18 protein-coding genes are annotated in these 16,877 nt (G+C 64.7%); 12 read left to right on the top strand and 6 right to left on the bottom strand.

The genetic code is table 11. The features are described 5' to 3' along the window. The first annotated feature begins 68 nt into the window (after positions 1–68). Entirely contained in the window at positions 69–896 is an 828-nt protein-coding gene (locus ACE103_RS25165; protein WP_375775281.1) for a cysteine hydrolase family protein, read from the top strand. Between the two features lie 53 nt (positions 897–949). Here the strand turns inward: ACE103_RS25165 and plsY are convergent, their stop codons facing one another. Beyond that, the gene (gene plsY, locus ACE103_RS25160; protein WP_375775280.1) at positions 950–1,618 is read right to left on the bottom strand and encodes a glycerol-3-phosphate 1-O-acyltransferase PlsY; all 669 of its coding nucleotides are present in this window, start codon (positions 1,616–1,618) and stop codon (positions 950–952) included. 198 nt (positions 1,619–1,816) lie between these two features. Between plsY and ACE103_RS25155 the strand changes: the two genes are divergently transcribed. The 3 genes from ACE103_RS25155 (at position 1,817) to ACE103_RS25145 (ending at position 3,167) form a co-directional block, all read left to right on the top strand. Next, the gene (locus tag ACE103_RS25155; RefSeq protein WP_375775279.1) at positions 1,817–2,332 is read left to right on the top strand and encodes a GNAT family N-acetyltransferase; all 516 of its coding nucleotides are present in this window, start codon (positions 1,817–1,819) and stop codon (positions 2,330–2,332) included. Between the two features lie 106 nt (positions 2,333–2,438). Further along, a complete protein-coding gene (locus ACE103_RS25150) occupies positions 2,439–2,894 on the top strand; it encodes a cupin domain-containing protein (protein WP_375775278.1) in 456 nt (151 codons plus the stop codon). 90 nt (positions 2,895–2,984) lie between these two features. Beyond that, positions 2,985–3,167 carry a hypothetical protein gene (locus ACE103_RS25145; protein ID WP_223966216.1) on the top strand — a complete coding sequence of 61 codons (183 nt, stop codon included), beginning with the start codon at positions 2,985–2,987 and terminating at the stop codon, positions 3,165–3,167. Between the two features lie 27 nt (positions 3,168–3,194). Here ACE103_RS25145 and ACE103_RS25140 read toward each other — a convergent pair whose 3' ends face one another. Continuing rightward, complete coding sequence (locus ACE103_RS25140; protein ID WP_375775277.1) at positions 3,195–4,130, bottom strand: sugar kinase; 936 nt, start codon at positions 4,128–4,130, stop codon at positions 3,195–3,197. Next, positions 4,114–5,157 carry an SPFH domain-containing protein gene (locus ACE103_RS25135; RefSeq protein WP_375775276.1) on the bottom strand — a complete coding sequence of 348 codons (1,044 nt, stop codon included), beginning with the start codon at positions 5,155–5,157 and terminating at the stop codon, positions 4,114–4,116. Before ACE103_RS25135 ends, ACE103_RS25140 begins: the two co-directional genes overlap by 17 nt. A 120-nt stretch (positions 5,158–5,277) precedes the next feature. Between ACE103_RS25135 and ACE103_RS25130 the strand changes: the two genes are divergently transcribed. Beyond that, positions 5,278–5,985 carry an NUDIX domain-containing protein gene (locus ACE103_RS25130; RefSeq protein WP_375775275.1) on the top strand — a complete coding sequence of 236 codons (708 nt, stop codon included), beginning with the start codon at positions 5,278–5,280 and terminating at the stop codon, positions 5,983–5,985. On the opposite strand, the gene ACE103_RS25125 is transcribed toward ACE103_RS25130, so the two are convergent. Continuing rightward, complete coding sequence (locus ACE103_RS25125; RefSeq protein ID WP_375775274.1) at positions 5,969–6,982, bottom strand: phosphotransferase; 1,014 nt, start codon at positions 6,980–6,982, stop codon at positions 5,969–5,971. The genes ACE103_RS25130 and ACE103_RS25125 overlap by 17 nt on opposite strands. Before the next feature lie 129 nt (positions 6,983–7,111). Between ACE103_RS25125 and ACE103_RS25120 the strand changes: the two genes are divergently transcribed. The 4 genes from ACE103_RS25120 to ACE103_RS25105 all read left to right on the top strand — a co-directional run bounded on the left by ACE103_RS25120 (position 7,112) and on the right by ACE103_RS25105 (position 10,749). Then, positions 7,112–7,597: a copper chaperone PCu(A)C gene (locus ACE103_RS25120; protein ID WP_375775273.1), complete on the top strand. Its 486-nt coding sequence runs from the start codon at positions 7,112–7,114 to the stop codon at positions 7,595–7,597. A gap of 134 nt (positions 7,598–7,731) precedes the next feature. Further along, on the top strand, positions 7,732–9,504 hold the full coding sequence (locus tag ACE103_RS25115) for a PQQ-dependent dehydrogenase, methanol/ethanol family (RefSeq protein WP_223966204.1): 1,773 nt from the start codon (positions 7,732–7,734) through the stop codon (positions 9,502–9,504). Between the two features lie 79 nt (positions 9,505–9,583). Further along, entirely contained in the window at positions 9,584–10,126 is a 543-nt protein-coding gene (locus tag ACE103_RS25110) for a c-type cytochrome (protein ID WP_223966202.1), read from the top strand. Further along, complete coding sequence (locus ACE103_RS25105; protein WP_223966201.1) at positions 10,123–10,749, top strand: hypothetical protein; 627 nt, start codon at positions 10,123–10,125, stop codon at positions 10,747–10,749. The genes ACE103_RS25110 and ACE103_RS25105 overlap by 4 nt, the downstream gene beginning before the upstream one ends. A gap of 51 nt (positions 10,750–10,800) precedes the next feature. On the opposite strand, the gene ACE103_RS25100 is transcribed toward ACE103_RS25105, so the two are convergent. Then, positions 10,801–11,796, bottom strand: a complete 996-nt coding sequence (locus ACE103_RS25100) for an IclR family transcriptional regulator (protein WP_223966200.1) — start codon at positions 11,794–11,796, stop codon at positions 10,801–10,803. Positions 11,797–11,815: 19 nt separating this feature from the next. On the opposite strand from ACE103_RS25100, the gene ACE103_RS25095 reads away from it, so the two are divergent. The 3 genes from ACE103_RS25095 to ACE103_RS25085 all read left to right on the top strand — a co-directional run bounded on the left by ACE103_RS25095 (position 11,816) and on the right by ACE103_RS25085 (position 15,081). Further along, positions 11,816–11,995 (top strand): hypothetical protein, encoded by a 180-nt coding sequence (locus ACE103_RS25095; RefSeq protein ID WP_223966199.1) that lies wholly within the window; start codon positions 11,816–11,818, stop codon positions 11,993–11,995. A 61-nt stretch (positions 11,996–12,056) separates the two neighbouring features. Beyond that, positions 12,057–13,826: an acyl-CoA dehydrogenase family protein gene (locus ACE103_RS25090; RefSeq protein WP_374707942.1), complete on the top strand. Its 1,770-nt coding sequence runs from the start codon at positions 12,057–12,059 to the stop codon at positions 13,824–13,826. A 34-nt stretch (positions 13,827–13,860) separates the two neighbouring features. Continuing rightward, positions 13,861–15,081, top strand: a complete 1,221-nt coding sequence (locus tag ACE103_RS25085) for an ABC transporter substrate-binding protein (RefSeq protein ID WP_375775272.1) — start codon at positions 13,861–13,863, stop codon at positions 15,079–15,081. Between the two features lie 91 nt (positions 15,082–15,172). Here the strand turns inward: ACE103_RS25085 and ACE103_RS25080 are convergent, their stop codons facing one another. Further along, positions 15,173–16,876: a protein kinase gene (locus tag ACE103_RS25080; RefSeq protein ID WP_375775271.1), complete on the bottom strand. Its 1,704-nt coding sequence runs from the start codon at positions 16,874–16,876 to the stop codon at positions 15,173–15,175. Position 16,877: the final 1 nt, after the last annotated feature.

Genomic DNA, 16,877 nt, shown 5'->3' with positions numbered 1-16,877 from the left:
CAACAGACGTCAAAAAACATAGGCAAGAAAACATAGCCAAGAAAACATAGGCAAGGGAGGAAAGTCCGATGACGAGTTCCACTTTAGCAAAGGCCACGGAATCCACAGCGCCCAGCACCGCCAATCCGCTTGGGTCTGCGCCCGGCTACAAATGGCTGGTCGACGACACCAACGTCAACATGGCGATGGCGCCGCCGCCGCCCAAGGCGGTCACGATCGACGCGCAGCCGCAAACGGTGACGGTCGATCTGCACCGCACGGCTCTCATCGTCGTCGACATGCAAAACGACTTCTGTGCGAAGGAGGGATGGGTCGATCATCTCGGAGTCGACTACACGCCGGATCGGGCGCCGATCGAGCCGCTGCAGAAGCTTCTCCCGGTGTTGCGAAAGGCCGGCGTGCACGTCATTTGGCTGAACTGGGGCAATCGGCCCGATCTGAAGAACATGGCACCCAACCAGCTCCATCTCTACAAGCCGAAGGGCGTCGGCATCGGCCTTGGCGAGCCGCTGCCGGGCAGTGGCGCGCGCGTGCTGCAGAAGGACAGCTGGGCCGCGGCCGTTGTCGATGAATTGAAGCAGGAGCCCGGGGACATTCACGTCGACAAATACCGGATCAGCGGCTTCTGGGACACGCCGCTGGATAGCATTCTGCGCAATCTCGGAACCAAGACCATCCTGTTTGCCGGCGTCAACACCGATCAATGCGTGCTGCATTCGCTCACCGACGCGAATTTCCTGGGATACGGTTGCCTTCTGGTCGAGGACTGCTGCGCCACGACGTCGCCGGGCTACTGCGTTGAAGCAACCTTGTTCAACGTCAAGAAATGCTTCGGCTTCGTGACGCATTCGTCAGATGTCATCGAGGCCATTTCAGGCGCACATCGAACGGCGTGACGGATTCGGGCGCGCTGCCGCTAGCGGCAGCGACCGCATTCTGAGTGCACACGCTAGCCTTGCGAAGCCGCTTTCGATGATCCCAAGCGCGGCTCGGTCCCGGCCAGTAGCCGCTGAATGTTGGCACGATGACGCGCAATCACGTAAACGCCACCTGCGATGACCAGCAGCCGATAGGGCAGCGGCTGCTCCAACGCGCAGATCAGGGCGATCGCAGTGAGCGCCGCCAGCATCGAACCAAGGGACACCATCCGGGAAACAGCCAGCACAACGCCAAAGGCTGCGGCAGCGCCCAAACCGACCGGCCAGGACAGCGCCAGCAACACGCCGAGCCCTGCCGCGGCGGATTTGCCGCCCGTAAAATTCAGCCAGATCGAACGGCTGTGGCCCAGCAGCACGGCAAGTCCCGCCAGGCAGACCGCCCAAGGCAGCAAGGTTTGCAGATCGGTCGGTGGCGTGACCGACGGCAATGTCCCGATCCAAGGATAGAACCAACGGGCGAACGCGATCGCCGCCGCGCCCTTCAGCACGTCGACCAGGAGGACCGCCAACGCGGGCCACTTGCCGAGGGTTCGCAACACGTTTGTGGCCCCGGTGGACCTGGAGCCGTGCTCCCGGATGTCGATACCCCTGAGCAGTTTCCCCGCCAGATAGCCCGCGGGTATCGAGCCGAGAAGGTAAGCGGTCGCCAATCCAGCCACACTCGCGATCCAGAAAACCATCGGCTTCTCCTCGATGCGCCAGTGTCAGGCAAGCGTGATCCGGAGTCTACCTCTATGCGACGGCCGATGCCGCAGATATGAGAGGTGGAATCGTTTACCCGCTGCAACTCTCTTTCGAATAGGCTGGCCGCGCGATAGAAATTGCGAGCGACATGCCGATCGATCGGCCATGCTGCCGCGACGGAGACAGGACACGGAATGACGACGCACGCCATCGAGATTCGCCGCCTGTTGCCTGCCGACGCTGCGCTTTATCGCGACATCCGTCTCGAGGCGCTGAGCTTGAGCCCCGAGGCGTTCGGCAGTGCGTATGAGACGGAGAGCGTTCATCCCGTCGGCTGGTTCGCGGAGAGGCTCGCGCACGGGGCGGTGATACTTGGCGCGTTTCGGGGCGGCGAACTCGCCGGCATCGTCGGCTTCATCGCGGCGGAAGGGCCGAAACGCCAGCACAAGGGCGCGCTGGTCAGTATGTATGTGCGGCAGCAAGCCCGGCGCGCCGGTGTCGGCAGGCTCTTGGTCGATGCCGCGCTCGCGCTCGCCGCGCAATCGGTCGAGCTGGTGCAGCTCGTCGTGGTGAAGGGCAACGAGCCTGCCTGCGAGCTCTACCGGCGCGCCGGCTTTGTCGAGTACGGGCTGGAGAGGCATGCCCTGAAGATCGACGGCCGCTACTACGACGACATCCTGATGGCGAAGGACTTGCTCGGGCGCGCCTGACGTCGCATGAAGTGAAGCGTCACAGTTCCGGCGAGCCGTTGCTATAGCCGCACATCCACGCTCAACGTCACGCATCCGCTTGCTGTCATCGCCCGGGGACACTGCCATGCCGAAGATCGATCTGACAAAAGTGCCGGAACGCAAGGGGACCGGCTATCCGGCTGAGTTCGCCGCACCATGCGCGGAACGAATCCGGCAGCGTCTCGGCGACGCCGGCGGGCTCGACGATTTCAGCGTCAATCTGATGCGGCTGCCGCCGGGCAACTGGTCGAGCCAGCGCCATTGGCATTCGGACGAGGACGAGTTCGTCTACGTGCTTGCGGGCGAGGTAGTGCTGGTCGAGGACGGTGGCGAGACGGTGCTGCGCGCCGGTGACTGCGCGGCATTCCCCAAGAATTCCGGCAACGGCCACCACATGATCAACCGATCGCAGATGACGGCGACCTATCTCGAGGTCGGCTCGCGCTCACGCGCCGACGTCATCACCTGTTCCGACATCGACATGATGAGCCCGAGCTCCGACGGCCGCTTCCTGCTTAAGGACGGCCGTCCGTACGAATAACTCCTGAACCGCAAGTCGGCGCGAAAATTCGGCGTTGCGGACTGGCCGGCGAAGGGACAATCTTCCGGAGAGGGAGCTTGGTCACGGCCCATGACGGAATGGTATTTCATCTGGATTGATGGGCCGCGCGGCCCCGAGCCGCAGAAATGGTCGTCGGACGCGCTGTGGGGCCAGCTTGCGCGCCAGGACATCATTGTCCGCTTTCCCTTGACGGAGCGCGAGGCCCGGCTGTCGATCGATCAGTTGGTGCGGCTGCATCCCGTGCCGCAGTGAGCTGTGCGCGGCGGGCTCTTGGTGGCGTCAAACCACCAGCCGTCCTTCGCGGTCAGCGACCGTGATCTGGGCTTCCGTTCCCGAGTTGAAATCGAGCCGGTCGGCTTCGATGCCGTCGCTGAAGATGACGCCGTTCTCGGGCATCAGCGAGCGGACGCTGAGGCGCTCGGCGCGTTCGAGGCTGCCGCAAACGAGTGTGACCTGCGAGGTGCGGCTCGGAAACGGCTCGCGCACCGCAAAGCGCAGCGCGCCGGCGTCCCAGGCCTGCGGCAGATAGGGCGGGCCGCCGGCGCCGCTGCCGAAGCTGCCTGCGATCGCGAGCGAACCGGTGACGATGCTCTTGAACCAGGCGGTCGAGCCGAGACCGGTCGCGACGATCAGGCCGCTCGAGGACTGACGCTCCTTCCGGTCGGCGAGGGCGATCTCGTAGACGGCTGATGTATGCGTGCGTGCGCCGATGAAGAGATCGTTGACGGCATAGAGGATCTGGCCGTCGGTGAGTGCGGCTTTGGCCATCGTCACCGCCTTGTGGCCGCGTCTGTCGCCTGCGACCTCGCGCAGCAGGGCAGGGAGGTCGCGCGGCACGAAGGGCAGCAGGATGCCGTCATAGCGTCCGGCATCCGGATTGAGCCCGATCAGCGGATGGCCGTCGAGATATTTCATCGTGTTGGCGACGACGCCGTCCTGGCCGAGCGCCACCACGATGTCGGAGGGGCCGAAGATGAAATTCGGCAGAAAGCTCCGGTCGATCACCTGGTAACGGCCCCATTGCTCCAGCGCCTGCACGGTGACGTGGCGCTCGGCCTGGTAGACATCGTGTTCGCGCTGGTAGTCGGAGAAGTCCGCGCCGAGATGCTCGACATAGAATCGCGCCTGCGCCGCCGTCAGGTATTTGGCGATCAGCTCCTCGAGCCGCGTCTTGCGGGTGACGAGGACGATCTTGCGGTCATTGTCGGCGGGCACGGGGAGCCTCCACGACGGGCCTTTCCAGCAGCGTGTTGAGCAGGTCGGGCGAGACGTTGAGTTGGCCGATCTTCTCGGCCTTTTCGGCGATGCCGCTGAAGGCCTGCGCGATCAGCTGCCCCGGCTGCATGCCGGCTGCGGCCAGCGCCTGGATCACGCGGGTGTCGACGCCTTCGAAGATCTTCATCAGCGCGCCGACCCGATAGGCCTCGGCATCCGCCAAGGTGCGGGTGTTCTCGGCGTTGAGGCCGACGAAATCCTTGCGCTTGCTCTCCAGCGTGATGTCGGCGACCATGCCGGCCTCGCGCAGCTCGGCCTGCTTCGCCGCAACGCTCGCTTCGGCGTCCATCTGGGTCTCCCGGATCGAGCGCTTCTTCTGCTCGACCGCGATCTCGGTGTCGAGCTCGCTTTCGCGGATGGCGCGTTCCTGCTCCACCGCAAAGTTGCGCCGCGCGAAGATCGCTTCGTCCGCGATCTTGAGGATCGCCTCGCGCGCCTCGGCCTCCAGTGCCTTGGCGGTGTCCGGCGTCGGCTTCACGCCGCGGATGGAGACGCCGAGAATCTCGAGACCGAGGGCAGCGATATCGGCGCGGGCATGCAGTCCGCTTTCGATCAGGCCGGCGATGCGGTCGGCGGCCTGCAGCGCTTCCTTCAAGGTGAGTTCCTTGACCGCCTGCTGCGCCAGCACCTCGACGGTCGCGAGAATCCGCTGCGCCAGCTGCTCCGGGTCGTCGGACTCGTAGGTCTTGCCGTCGGCCTTGAGGGTAAAGTTGAGCATCGCGGCGGCCTTCTGCGGCTCGCTGATCCGATAGGTGACATGGCCCTGGATGGTCAGCGCCTGGAAGTCGCGCGCGATCTGCTGGAAGATGAAGGCGGCGTCGCGGCTTCCGATCGGCACCGCGACCAGCGAGGTGACCGGCCCATAATAGAAGCCGGACAGGCCGGCGCCCTGCTGGGTCACCGCGCCGCGGCGGTACTTCATGAGATAGGTGGTCGGCTGGGCCTTGATGAAGCGGAGACCGAACATGGCGTGCACTCCTACGTAAGTGTGTCTAGGCAACTAAGCTAGTTGGACTGTACAACTAAGTATGTTATTGTCAAGGCCGGCGGCGAGAAGGTTCACGCCAGCAGGGGAAGCGGGGAGAGCATGCCCGAGAAGCCGGAACTCGACTTTCCGAGGCCGCTGACGACGGTCGACGTCGTCATTTTCGCTATACGGTCAGACGCGCTTCAGGTTCTGTTGGTTCAACGCCCAAGAGCGGAAACCGAGCCGTTTCCAGGGTCTTGGGCCTTGCCCGGCGGCTTCGTCGATATCGCAGGCGATCGCGACCTCGAAGCGTGCGCGGCGCGCAAGCTGAAGGACAAGACCGGCGTGGTCAGTCCGTATCTGGAGCAACTCGGCAGCTGGGGCAGCGCGTCAAGGGATCCGCGCGGCTGGTCTGCGACGCATGCCTACTTCGCATTGCTGCCGGAACACGCCGCGGGCGGCGCGCTGGCCGCAGATGCGCAGTGGTTCGCGATCGAGGGCGAGAGAGTGAGGCCGAAGCTTGCCTTCGACCATGCCGAGATCCTGCAGGCCGCGGTGCAGCGTTTGCGGAGCAAGGTCGAGTATACCTCGCTGCCCGCCTATCTGATGCCGCCGGAATTCACGCTGCCGGAACTGCAACGGACCTATGAGATCGTGCTCGATCGTCCGTTGGAGAAAAGCGCCTTCCGCACCCGTATGCTCGCCGCCGATCTGATCGAACCAGTCGCGAAGATGCGCAAGGGACCGAACCGGCCGGCGCAGCTCTACCGGTTGAAGAAGGCCAAGGCGCCGGTGTTCTTTGCACGGACGTTCAATCCGCCGGGCTGACCGTCAAGCCGAGATCGAAGCCGGGCGTCGCAACGTCGGTCAGGAACGAGGCAAGGAACATTTTTCCAAGCACGTGCTTTGCCGCCGGCGTGTCGATCCTGAGCCGGCCGGCGCGGGCGGCTGCTGTGAGCTCGGTCAGCGTCGGTGCGGCGAGGCTCGTGTCGGGCGCGGCGCGCGGTGCCGTCGCAGATGCGCTGAACAGCACGCCGGCATAATAGAGACGGGTGAGGGCGCGGACCAGCCGCAGCCGGGCGCGCAGCGCTTCGTCGGGCGGGCAGCCAAGCCAGGCGCGATGCAAAATCTCCTCCAACTCCGGCGTTCGCGCGAAGCTGTCGCCGACAACAGCGAGATCGACCAGCGGATCGGTGCGATAGGCGGATTCCCAGTCGATCATCCAGAGCCTGTTGCCGTCGAACAGGATGTTGGCGGGAAGCGAGTCGTTGTGGCTCGAGACCGAGTTCGCCTCATCCCAGACATAGGCCGCGCGAATGCGTTCGAGATGCTCGTTGCATCGGTCGAGCACGCCGGGCGCGAACAGGCCGGTGCGGCAGACATGGGCCCAGAGCCGTGCCACGATGTCGGGATAGCGCACGAAAGCCGGAAAGGTCGGCGTCGCCTGCAACCGCGCCAGCAATTCGCCGAGCGCGTTTGCCAACGCCGGCGGCCCGCCGGGATAGCGATCGAGTGGCTGCCGCTGGATAAAATCCATCACCGCGACGCGCGACGCTTCGTCGACATAATAGAGTCGCGGCGCGATGCCGGCCTCGGCCGCGATGCGCAGCGAAACATATTGATGCGGATTGCGCAGCGGGCTCGGCACGCCTTCGATCCGTAGCAAATAATTCTTGCCGCCTGCATCGATCCGAAACAAACGCGCCGACGTGGCGCCGCCTGAGATCGGCGTCACGGCGTCGACCGCTGCTCTGCCGATGACCTCACGCAACGCAGCATGCGCTGCATCACGCTGTTCCGGCTGAAGTGTATCGAGGTCACTCATGCACAAAAAGTTAGCATGACGGCTATGCGTGCCGAAATCGCTTTGATGTTGGGTTCCCGATCTTCAATCGCTGGTCGCGCGCGACGAAGCATGAAACACTACTGAAAAATCATGTCGGGAGAAAACTTGATGTCGTTCGAGCGGGGGTTGCATTGCGCCGTTGCGTGCAGGACCGTCAAGCGCAGATCATGGATCGCGTTGCCATTATTCTGCCTGATCGGCACGTTCGGAGTGGTGCATCACGCCGTCGCGAACGAATCCTTGCAGATTGTGGATGCGCGCGTACCGGCTGCGGACAAAGAAGGCGGAGACCTTCCGTTGACGATGACGATCAAGAACGAGGCCGACAGCGCCGATGCGCTGCTCCGTGTGCGCTGCCCGGTCGCGAATTTTTCCGAGCGCCACATCGTCGATCGCGGCGAAGGCGCGCCCGCCATGCGCTCGATATCCAATATACCAGTCCCCGCCAAGACAACGCTCGAGCTGAAGCGCGACAGTTATCACGTCATGCTGCTGCAGTTGCGTCAGGCGCTCGCGCCGGGCGAGACCTTCAAATGCGCGGTCGTTTTTCAGAAAGCAGGCACCATCGAGACGGAGGTACAGGTCCAGAAGTGACCGCAAGACAAGTCGCTAAGGAAGGCGGCGGGCGGCACAGCCGATCGCCAGGACTCAAGGCTTCTCGCGCGACCGCCCGTATGTGACGGGCGGTTCGATCAATGAAGAATGCTGGATCCGGAGGAAATGAACTCATGACAAGGTTGAATTGGGTTAAATCGCACATGCTTGCGGCGGCAGTAGCATCCGCCGCGACCTTCGCGGGCTCTTTCGCGCTCGCCGACGATGTCAACCAGGATCGCCTGCTCAATGCTGACAAGGAAGCAGGCAACTGGCTGCACCATCACAAGAACTATTCGGCGACCCGCTTCTCGTCGCTGGCGGATATCAACAAGGACAACGTCAAGAACCTGAAGGTCGCCTGGACCATGCATCTCGGCGGCGTCGAGGGCGGCGGAATCTGGGGACACGGCGGCCTGGAGGGAACCCCGATCGTCGAGAACGGATTCATGTACGTCACCGACGGCTGGGGCTCGGTCTACAAGATCGACGCGCATGACGGCAAAGGCGTGCTGCTCTGGAAGATGGATCCCAAGACCGACCACGACTGGGCCGGCGCGGTCGCTTGCTGCGGCGTCGATAACCGCGGCGTCGCGCTGTGGGACAACCTCGTGATCTCGCACACGCTCGACGGCCGCCTGATCGCGACCAACAAGGAGACCGGGCAGGTCGCCTGGCAGCGTCAGGTCGCCGATCCCGACAAGGGTGAGGTGATCACCGGCGCGCCGTTGATCGTCAAGGGCATGGCGATCACGGGCGTCGCTGGCGCCGAATACGGCATTCGCGGCTGGATCGCCGCGACCGACCTGAAGAGCCAGAAGGAAGTCTGGCGCACCCACACCATCCCGGGCAAGGACGAACCCGGTTCCGAGACCTGGAAGGACGACAAGAACGCCAAGGCTAGCGGCGGCGGATCGACCTGGGTCACCGGCAGCTACGACCCGTCGACCAACACCGTCGTCTGGGGCGTCGGAAATCCCGGACCGGACTGGGACAATGAATACCGGCCCGGCGACAACCTCTACACCGACTCGTCGCTCGGTCTCGATGCCGACACCGGCAAGATCAAGTGGCACTACCAGCACACGCCGAACGATCCCTACGACTATGACAGCGTGGCGGAGAACGTGCTGGTCGACGTTCCCGGCCCCAACAACACGACGCTGAAGCTCGCGCTCGAGGCCGACCGCAACGGCTTTGCCTATGCGGTCGATCGCAACAGCGGCAAGTTCGTCTGGGGTCTGCCCTTCGTCAAGAAGGTGACCTGGACCAAGGGGCTCGATCCCGAATCCGGCAAGCCGGTGGAGTATGATCCGAAGCAGGGGGTGCAGAAGTACAACGCGTCGGTGACGCCGAGCCGCACCAACAAGGAGACGGATATCTGCCCGGGCAATATGGGCGGCAAAAACTGGCCGCCGACCGCCTACAATCCGACCCTGAAGCTCTGGTACATTCCCGTCATCGAGAGCTGCAACCACATCAAGGTCGAGGAGATGACGCCGGACAAGGTGAAGGCGCGCGAGTTCTTCACCGGCGGCGGGCCGAGCCAGAACGTCAAGATCACCGGCAGCGTCACCGCGATCGACGTCACCACCGGCAAGGTGGCGGGGAAAGCGGAGACGCAATTCCCGAATCTCGGCGGCATCCTGGCGACGCCTGATCTCGTGTTCTCCGGACAGCCGTCCGGCGAGGTGATCGCCTATGATGCGAAATCGCTGCAGCAACTCTGGCAGTTCAACACCGGCGGTGGCGTCAACGCGCCTCCGATGACGTTCTCGGTGGACGGCAAGCAGTATGTCGCGATCCTGGTCGGCCTCGGCGGTGCCTGGGACAAGTGGTTCATCGACGCCACGCCCGAGCTGAAGCGGATGCAGCCGGGCTCGATGCTCTACGTGTTCGCGCTCTGACATCGTAAGCGCGGGAGGCCTCAGCGAGAGGCCTCCCGCGTCGATCTGGCCGAGAGAAGTAAAACAAGAAACAAGACAAATGAAACAAACATGGCTGGTTGGCGCGTGGCTCGGCTGCGCGCTCGTGATGGGGTTCGTGAGCACGGCGCAGGCGCAGTCGGCGGGCGACCCGACCGATGCAGGCAAGGCGGTGTTCAAGCGCGGCAATTGCGTCGGCTGCCACAAATGGCACGGCAATGGCGGCGGCGGCTATGGCGGCGACGCGCTGTCGCTGCGCAAGACCGAGCTGACGCGCGAGCAGATCATCGAGACCGTGACGTGCGGGCGGCCAGGCACCGGCATGCCGTTCTTCGTGCGCGGCTCCTACGACACCACGAAATGCTACGAGATGACCCGGCAGGATGTCGCCGACCGCATGCCACCCGAGGCCAATGTGTTCCTGCGGCCGAACGAGATCGAGGCGGTCGCCGATTACGTGCTCGCCCACGTCAAGGGCAAGGGTGAGCCGAGCTATGACGAATGCATCGCCTTCTTCGGCGACGGCTCGCGCGTCTGCAATATCTACAAGGAGGCCGGCCATGCCGCCGCGCCGTCCGACCCAAGCGAGAAGGCAAAACCATGAGCAAGCAGAGATCGACAATCCGTGGGTTCGTCTTCGCGGCTACCGTCACCGCGGCCGTGCCAGCGATGGCGACCGCGGGAGATCTGCGCGACATCAATGTCGGCATGGACATCGGCAAGGTTCCCGACGCGGGATACATCAACCTGACCTGCGTTGGGGAGAAGACGCACAGATTGGCGGAATGGGCGCAGTGGGCGGCTTGCCCGGCCGGGCCGGACGAGCTCCGCGGCATCCGCTTCGAGTATGACCGCGAGACCGCGCGGGAAGGCACCATGGTCGGCGGCCATCCGGCCATCCTGACTGTCATGATCGACAAGGACGCCAGGATCGCGGCGTTGACGATCGAGACCGATCCGAAGGCGCGGCTCTATCTGCGCAAGAAGGCGTTCCTGCTCGGCCTGCAGGCGAAGTCACGCTACGGCGAGGACGGCTGGACCTGCTCGGAGGCGAAGCCGGGCGCCGACAAGCAGGAGGTCGGCGGCGTATTCGTCGACGAGACGTGCAGCAAGACGACCGATGGCCGGACCGTCCGGATCGAGCGTCACCTCTACCGTGAGCCGAACAAGGAACTCAAGGACATGACCGACGAGACCCGGATCACGATCAGCCGCGCGGGGTCCTGAGAGACTTCGAACATCGATCGGGCGCGTTTGCGCCGGGTAGCCCGCCCGATCTCAGGTCTCGATCGGCGCTGCGTCGACGTCGATCTGTGGTAGCAGGCCGGGCGACTGCCGTTCGACCAGCTCGCGCATCTTTCCGATGATCGCCTTGCCTTCCGCGGAGATGATCGAGCTCGGGCCGGCGACGGTGATGACGAGCGGGGGCGTCTGGTCGGCCTCGGTCAGCCGCATCGCAATCGCGCTCAGGCCGGGCGTTCCCATGTCGCGCGTGTAGGCGAATCCCTGGCGGCGGATCGTCGCCAGCGCATGCTGGATATCGCCGAAGCGGACCGCGGATGACGGTGCTTCCTCGGCGTTGATCCGCTGCACGATCCGCCGCGCATCCTCGTCGTTCATCAGGCTGAGAAACACCCGGCCCGGAGTCGAATGGGTCAGCAGCCGTCGTGCGCCGGGCTCCAGATAATAGCGCACTGGTGTCGTGCCCTGCAGCACGCGGATGTACTGGCTGTAGAGCTGGTTGCGCGCCACCACGAAGGTGGTCAGCCGCGTCGCCTCGTGCAGCTCGCGCGTGATCGCATCGAGCGTCGCTCCCGGCAATGTCTGGCTCGTGAGCCAGCCGCCGAGCAGGGCGATGCGGACCGTCGGCCGGTAGGTGCGCGCCTGCCGGTCGTGGTCGAGATAGCCGAGTTCGACTAGGCTCTTCAGCAGCGCCGACGTGCTCGACGGCGGATAGTTCAACCGGCGCGCGATCTCGGTCATGGCCGCGGGCCGCTCGATCTCGGCAAAATATTCGAAGATGCGGAGCACGCGATGGGCGGACTTGACGATTGACGGATCGGGGCTGCCGTCGGCAGCGCGAAACAATTCGTCATGCCGGTTGGCCTCGATCACCATCGCCGAGGGATCGTCCGCTTGCAGGCGCACGCGGTCGGCGACGATGCGCCTGCGGCCCCGCCGGGGCGGGGGCTGGGTATCGGAGCGAACGCCCTTCATCTTCTTGCCGCTCGTGTCCTTGAAGGCAGCGCAAGCCTGGTGCGCTGCAATATCCATTGTCGCCTTGTGCTGTCGAATGTGCAGCGAAACCAACGGACGTCAAGCGTCCGCGGTGCGGCATGACCGGGCGTGCGATCCGCGTGCGGACGGCATTTCCTCCACGTATCTGAAATTATTCTCGCAAGCCGGCTCGCCGGTGGACATCGCCGCGATCGTTCCCGATGTTGCAGGCAAGGTTTTGAACACCGAGCGATGACATCCCGCACACCGGCAAGGCTGCCGCGACGTCATCCCGAACCAGGAGAGCCCCGATGCAGATGAGCGCGCGCGACCTTCGCAGCCCCGACGATGCCGCCGATCCGGCCCGCCACATCTCGCATGATTGCGCCGGCCTCAACTTCTATGATTTCGATCGCGGGCTCCGCGGCCTGCTGGGGCTCTATCTGGCGCGCGAGGATCGCGAGCGGCTGGAGCCGCACTTCAAGCGTCTCGGAGAACTGGCGGGCGGCAGCCTCGACCGGTTGGCCCGGATCGCCGACAAGCATGCGCCGGTGCTCAATCCGAGGGACGCCTACGGCCGCGACGAGGACTGGATCGACTATCATCCGTCCTACCGCGAGATGGAGGCGATCGCGTTCGGCGATTTCCAGTTTCACGCCATGAGCCATCGCGCCGGTGTGCTCGGCATGGACCGGCCGCTGCCGGCGGTGGCCAAATACGTGTTTCAGTATCTGTTCGTGCAGTCCGAGTTCGGGCTGATGTGCCCGATCAGCGTTACCGACACCTCGACGCATTTGATCCGCAAATTCGGCTCCGACGAGCTCAAGGCCTATCTGCTGCCGAAGATGCTGTCGGACGACATGGCGACGCTGTGGAAAGGCACCCAGTTCATGACCGAGCGCGCCGGCGGCTCCGATGTCGGCGCCGTCGAGACCGTTGCGCGGCGGGATGGCGACGTCTGGCGTCTGACCGGCGACAAATGGTTCTGCTCGCACGCCGATGCCGACGTCGCGCTGATGCTGGCGCGGCCGGAAGGCGCGCCCGACGGCACCAGGGGGCTCGCACTGTTCGCGCTGCCGCGCCGCCTCAAGGACGGCCGGCGCAACAGCTACCGGATCGTCCGTCTCAAGGACAAGCTCGGCACCAAATCGATGGCGTCGGGCGAGATCCGGCTCGACAACGCGGTTGCCTATCTGGTCGGCGATCCCACGCAGGGCCTCAAGCAGATGATGGAGCAGGTCAACCTCTCGCGCCTGTCGCACGGCGTGCGTGCCGCCGCGATGATGCGGCGCTGTGTCAACGAGGCTGTCGTCAGTGCCTCGTCGCGCGCGGCGTTCGGCCAGCGCGTCATCGATTTCCCGCTGCTGCGCCGTCAGCTGATGAAGCTGATCGTACCGACCGAGCAGGCGCTGTCGATGATGCTGGTGGCGGCGCGCGCGATGGACGATGCCAACGCCGGCTCGGCGCAGGCGAGGGACCTGCTGCGGATCCTGACGCCGCTGTTGAAGTACCGCGCCTGCCGCGACAACATTCCGGTCGCCACCGGTGCGATGGAGGTGCGCGGCGGCAACGGCTACATCGAGGAATGGGTGCAGCCGCGGCTGGTGCGCGATGCCCATGTCGGCGTGCTCTGGGAAGGCACCAGCAACATCAACGCGCTCGACATCATTTCGCGCGCCGTCGGCAAGAGCGGCGCGCACCGGGCGCTCGCCGCTGTCCTTCAGTCGCGCCTCGAGGAGGCGAAGGCGTTGCCCGAGCCGTTCCGCAAGCGGCTTCGGACAGCGCTCGATCGGGCGATTGCCTTTGCCGAACGGGTGGCGGCCGATCCCAGCTCGGAGCACACGGCGCGGCTTGCGGCGAGCGCGCTCTACCATGCGGCATCTGCGATCACGCTCGCATGGGAAGGATCCCAGCCTGAGGTGGACGCACGGCGTTTGTTGCTGTCGCGTTTCGTGCTCGAGCATCGTCTGTCGACGAAGGATCCGCTGGCTCCGGCCGACGACGCGTGGGAGCGCGAGGCCATCGATCTGATGCTGAGCGATGCGCCGGTCACGTTCGGTCAAGCGGTCAGATCCCTGACGGCCTGACCACAACAACAAAAAACATCTCGGGGAGGTTTCGATGCGATCGATTGCGGCCGCGCTCACGGCGGTCTTGTGTCTGGCTGCCGTTGGGTCGGTGCGCGCGCAGGTGTCCGGCGACGTGGTGCGCATCGGCGTCATCAACGACATGTCGGGACTTTATTCCGATCTTGGGGGCGAGGGCTCGGTGGAGGCGGCGCGGCTCGCGATCGAGGATTTTGGCCCGACCGTGCTCGGCAAGAAGATTGAGCTGATGTCGGCCGACCATCAGAACAAGCCCGATATCGCCTCCGGCATCGTGCGTCGTTGGATCGACGAGAACGGTGTCGATCTGATTGCCGATGGCGGCAATTCGGCGACGGCGCTTGCCATTCAAGCCATCACCCGCGAGAAGAAGCGCATCTTTGTAATTTCCGGGCCTGGTAGTTCCGATCTTACCGGAAAGCAGTGCTCGCCTTATGGGTTTCATTTCACCTACAGCACTTACGCTGAAGCCTCCGCCGTTACCAAGGCCATGCTCAAGAAGGGCGCGGATACCTGGTTCTTCCTGACTGCGGACTACGCCTTCGGCCATGCGCTGGAGCGCGACGCATCAAGCTTCATAACGACCGCGGGGAGCAAGGTCGTTGGGTCGGTTCGCCATCCGCTCGGTGCGTCGGACCTATCATCGTTTCTGCTCCAGGCACAGAAGTCGAAGGCGAAAGTCATTGCATTGGCGAACGCGGGCGGCGATACGGTCAACAGCCTCAAGCAGGCTGCGGAGTTCGGCATCGGAAAATCTGCCGACCAGAACATCGTCGCTCTTCTGATGTTGATCACGGACGTGCATTCGCTCGGCCTCGAGGCGGCGCAGGGCATCATCTACGCGACGTCGTTTTCGTGGACCCAGAATGAGGCAACCCGGACCTTCGGTCATCGCTTCATGGCGCGTCGGCACGGGCAGGCGCCGACCATGATCCAGGCCGGCGTCTACAGTGGAGTGATGCACTATCTGAAGGCAGTGCAGGTGGCCGGAACCGACGATCCTGGCGCCGTTGCCGCCGCCATGCGCAAGCTTCCGGTCAACGATTTCATGACGCAGAATGCACAGATCCGCGAGGATGGGCAGGTGATGCGCTCGATGTATTTGGTCCAGGCCAAATCGCCATCCGAATCGCACGAGCCTTGGGACTATGAAAAGGTGATCGCGACGATTTCGCCGGACGAAGCCTGGCGGCCGCTCGCGGAAGGCGGGTGTCCGTTCGTCACGAAAGCTCAGTAACGCTTGCGTTCGCGCCGTTGGCAGGAAGTTGAAGAAGTCTCCCGGTGACGTCAGCTTCGTCGCCGCCAAGGAAGACGTCTTCAACAGCCCGCTAATGCCGCGCCAGCAGCACGACGATGATCAGGGCCAGGATGGCGCACAGCACCTTCCAGAAGGTCACGGGATCGCGGTCGTGCAGCGATTTGCGGGTCGTGACGGCGGGGCCGGCCCAGGTCGCGCCGTTCTCGAGCTCGTGCGCGAACTCGATGGCGTCGCCGAAGCGTTGCGCGGGTTCCACGCTGAGCGCCTTGCCAATCACCGCGTCGAGCCAGGCCGGCAGGTCAGGCCGGTAGCGTGACAGCGGCGCCGGTTTGCCGAACCGTGGCCGCGAGAACGGCTCGATCTCGCCGAACGGATAGTTCGCGGTGAACATGCGGTAGACGGTGACGCCGAGCGCGAACAGGTCGGAGGCCTCGTCGCCGGCCTTGCCGCCGAACAGCTCGGGCGCCATGTAGCTCGCGGTGCCCGGAATGTCCTCGGCGGGAAAATCCTCCAGCAGCGGCACGCGCGCGACGCCGAGATCGACCAGGCGCAATCCGCCATCTTTCAGCAGGATCACGTTGTCGGGCTTGATGTCGCGATGGATGATGCCGGCGCGGTGCAACGCGGTGACCGCGCGCACCAGCTTGGTTGCGATCGCGATGCCCTCGGTGAGCGACAGCCGCGGCGCATGGTTGAGCCGCTGTTCCAGCGTTTCGCCCTCGTAGAGCGGCATCGCCGAATAGAGCCTGGTCTGCCGCTCCGCGGGCACCTCGATGATCTCGCCGATCCACAGGCTGCGGACGCGCGCGGCGACCCAGGCCTCGCGCACGAAGGCGAGGCGGTAGGAGCCTTCGCTGGCGACCCGCGGATGCGGAAACTTCAGCACGACCTCGCGTCCGGCACGCTTGTCGGTCGCCTTGAACAGGCGGCTGTAGCGCCCGTCGGACAGCACGTCGTGGAGCGCGAAATCGTCGATCGTGTCGCCGCTCTCGGGCAAGTCCAAAATCGGCAAGGTCGCGATCGCATGAGTAAGGTCGTCGCGATCCGCTGGCGGCAGGTCGACGACGTCGAGCACCAGCGCGGTGGTGTTGTCGCTGCTGCCGGCCGCGAGCGCGGCATCGACGATGCTGTGCGCCGACTCGTCGGGCGGCGTGCGTTCCTCCAGCAGCTGCTGCAGGCGGGAATCGGAGAGCGCGCCGTGAACCCCGTCGCTGCAGATCACGAGACGGTCATGCTGCCGCAGCCCGACCGAGGTGTAATCGAAGCGGGCGAACTCCTCGAAACCGATGGCGCGGCTCAGCATATGGGCGAGGTCGCCGCGACCGGCGATGTGGTCCTGCGTCAGCCGCTCCAGCCGTCCATCGCTCAGGCGGTAGGCGCGGGTGTCGCCGATATGGATCACATGGCATTGCCGCCGCGACAGGATGATCGAGGAGAACGCGCAGGCCATGCCGCTGCGCGCGGCGTCGACGCGGCCCTGGCCGTAGATCCAGCTGTTGGAAGCTTCCAGCGCCCGCGCGGCGCGGCGGCGAACGCCGAGCGTCTCGGGCAGCGAATAATAGGCATCGATGAAGCTGCGGACCGCGACTTCCGCCGCCTCCCGTCCGCCCTTGTGGCCGCCGACGCCGTCGGCGACCGCGGCCACGACGTCGCGATGCAGCGCGCCCGGCTGGCCGAGGCAGGCCGCGACATAGTCCTCATTGGCTGCGCGCTTGCCGGTCTCGCTGGCGAAACCGACGCGTACGCCCAGATCGTGTTGCGCGCCGTTCGCCACG

It is taken from the genome of Bradyrhizobium sp. ma5 (genome assembly GCF_042258955.1).
Taxonomy (GTDB): Bacteria; Pseudomonadota; Alphaproteobacteria; order Rhizobiales; family Xanthobacteraceae; genus Bradyrhizobium.
The sequence above is the reverse complement of the archived record's forward strand: the minus strand, read 5'-3'. Positions and strand labels throughout refer to the sequence as shown.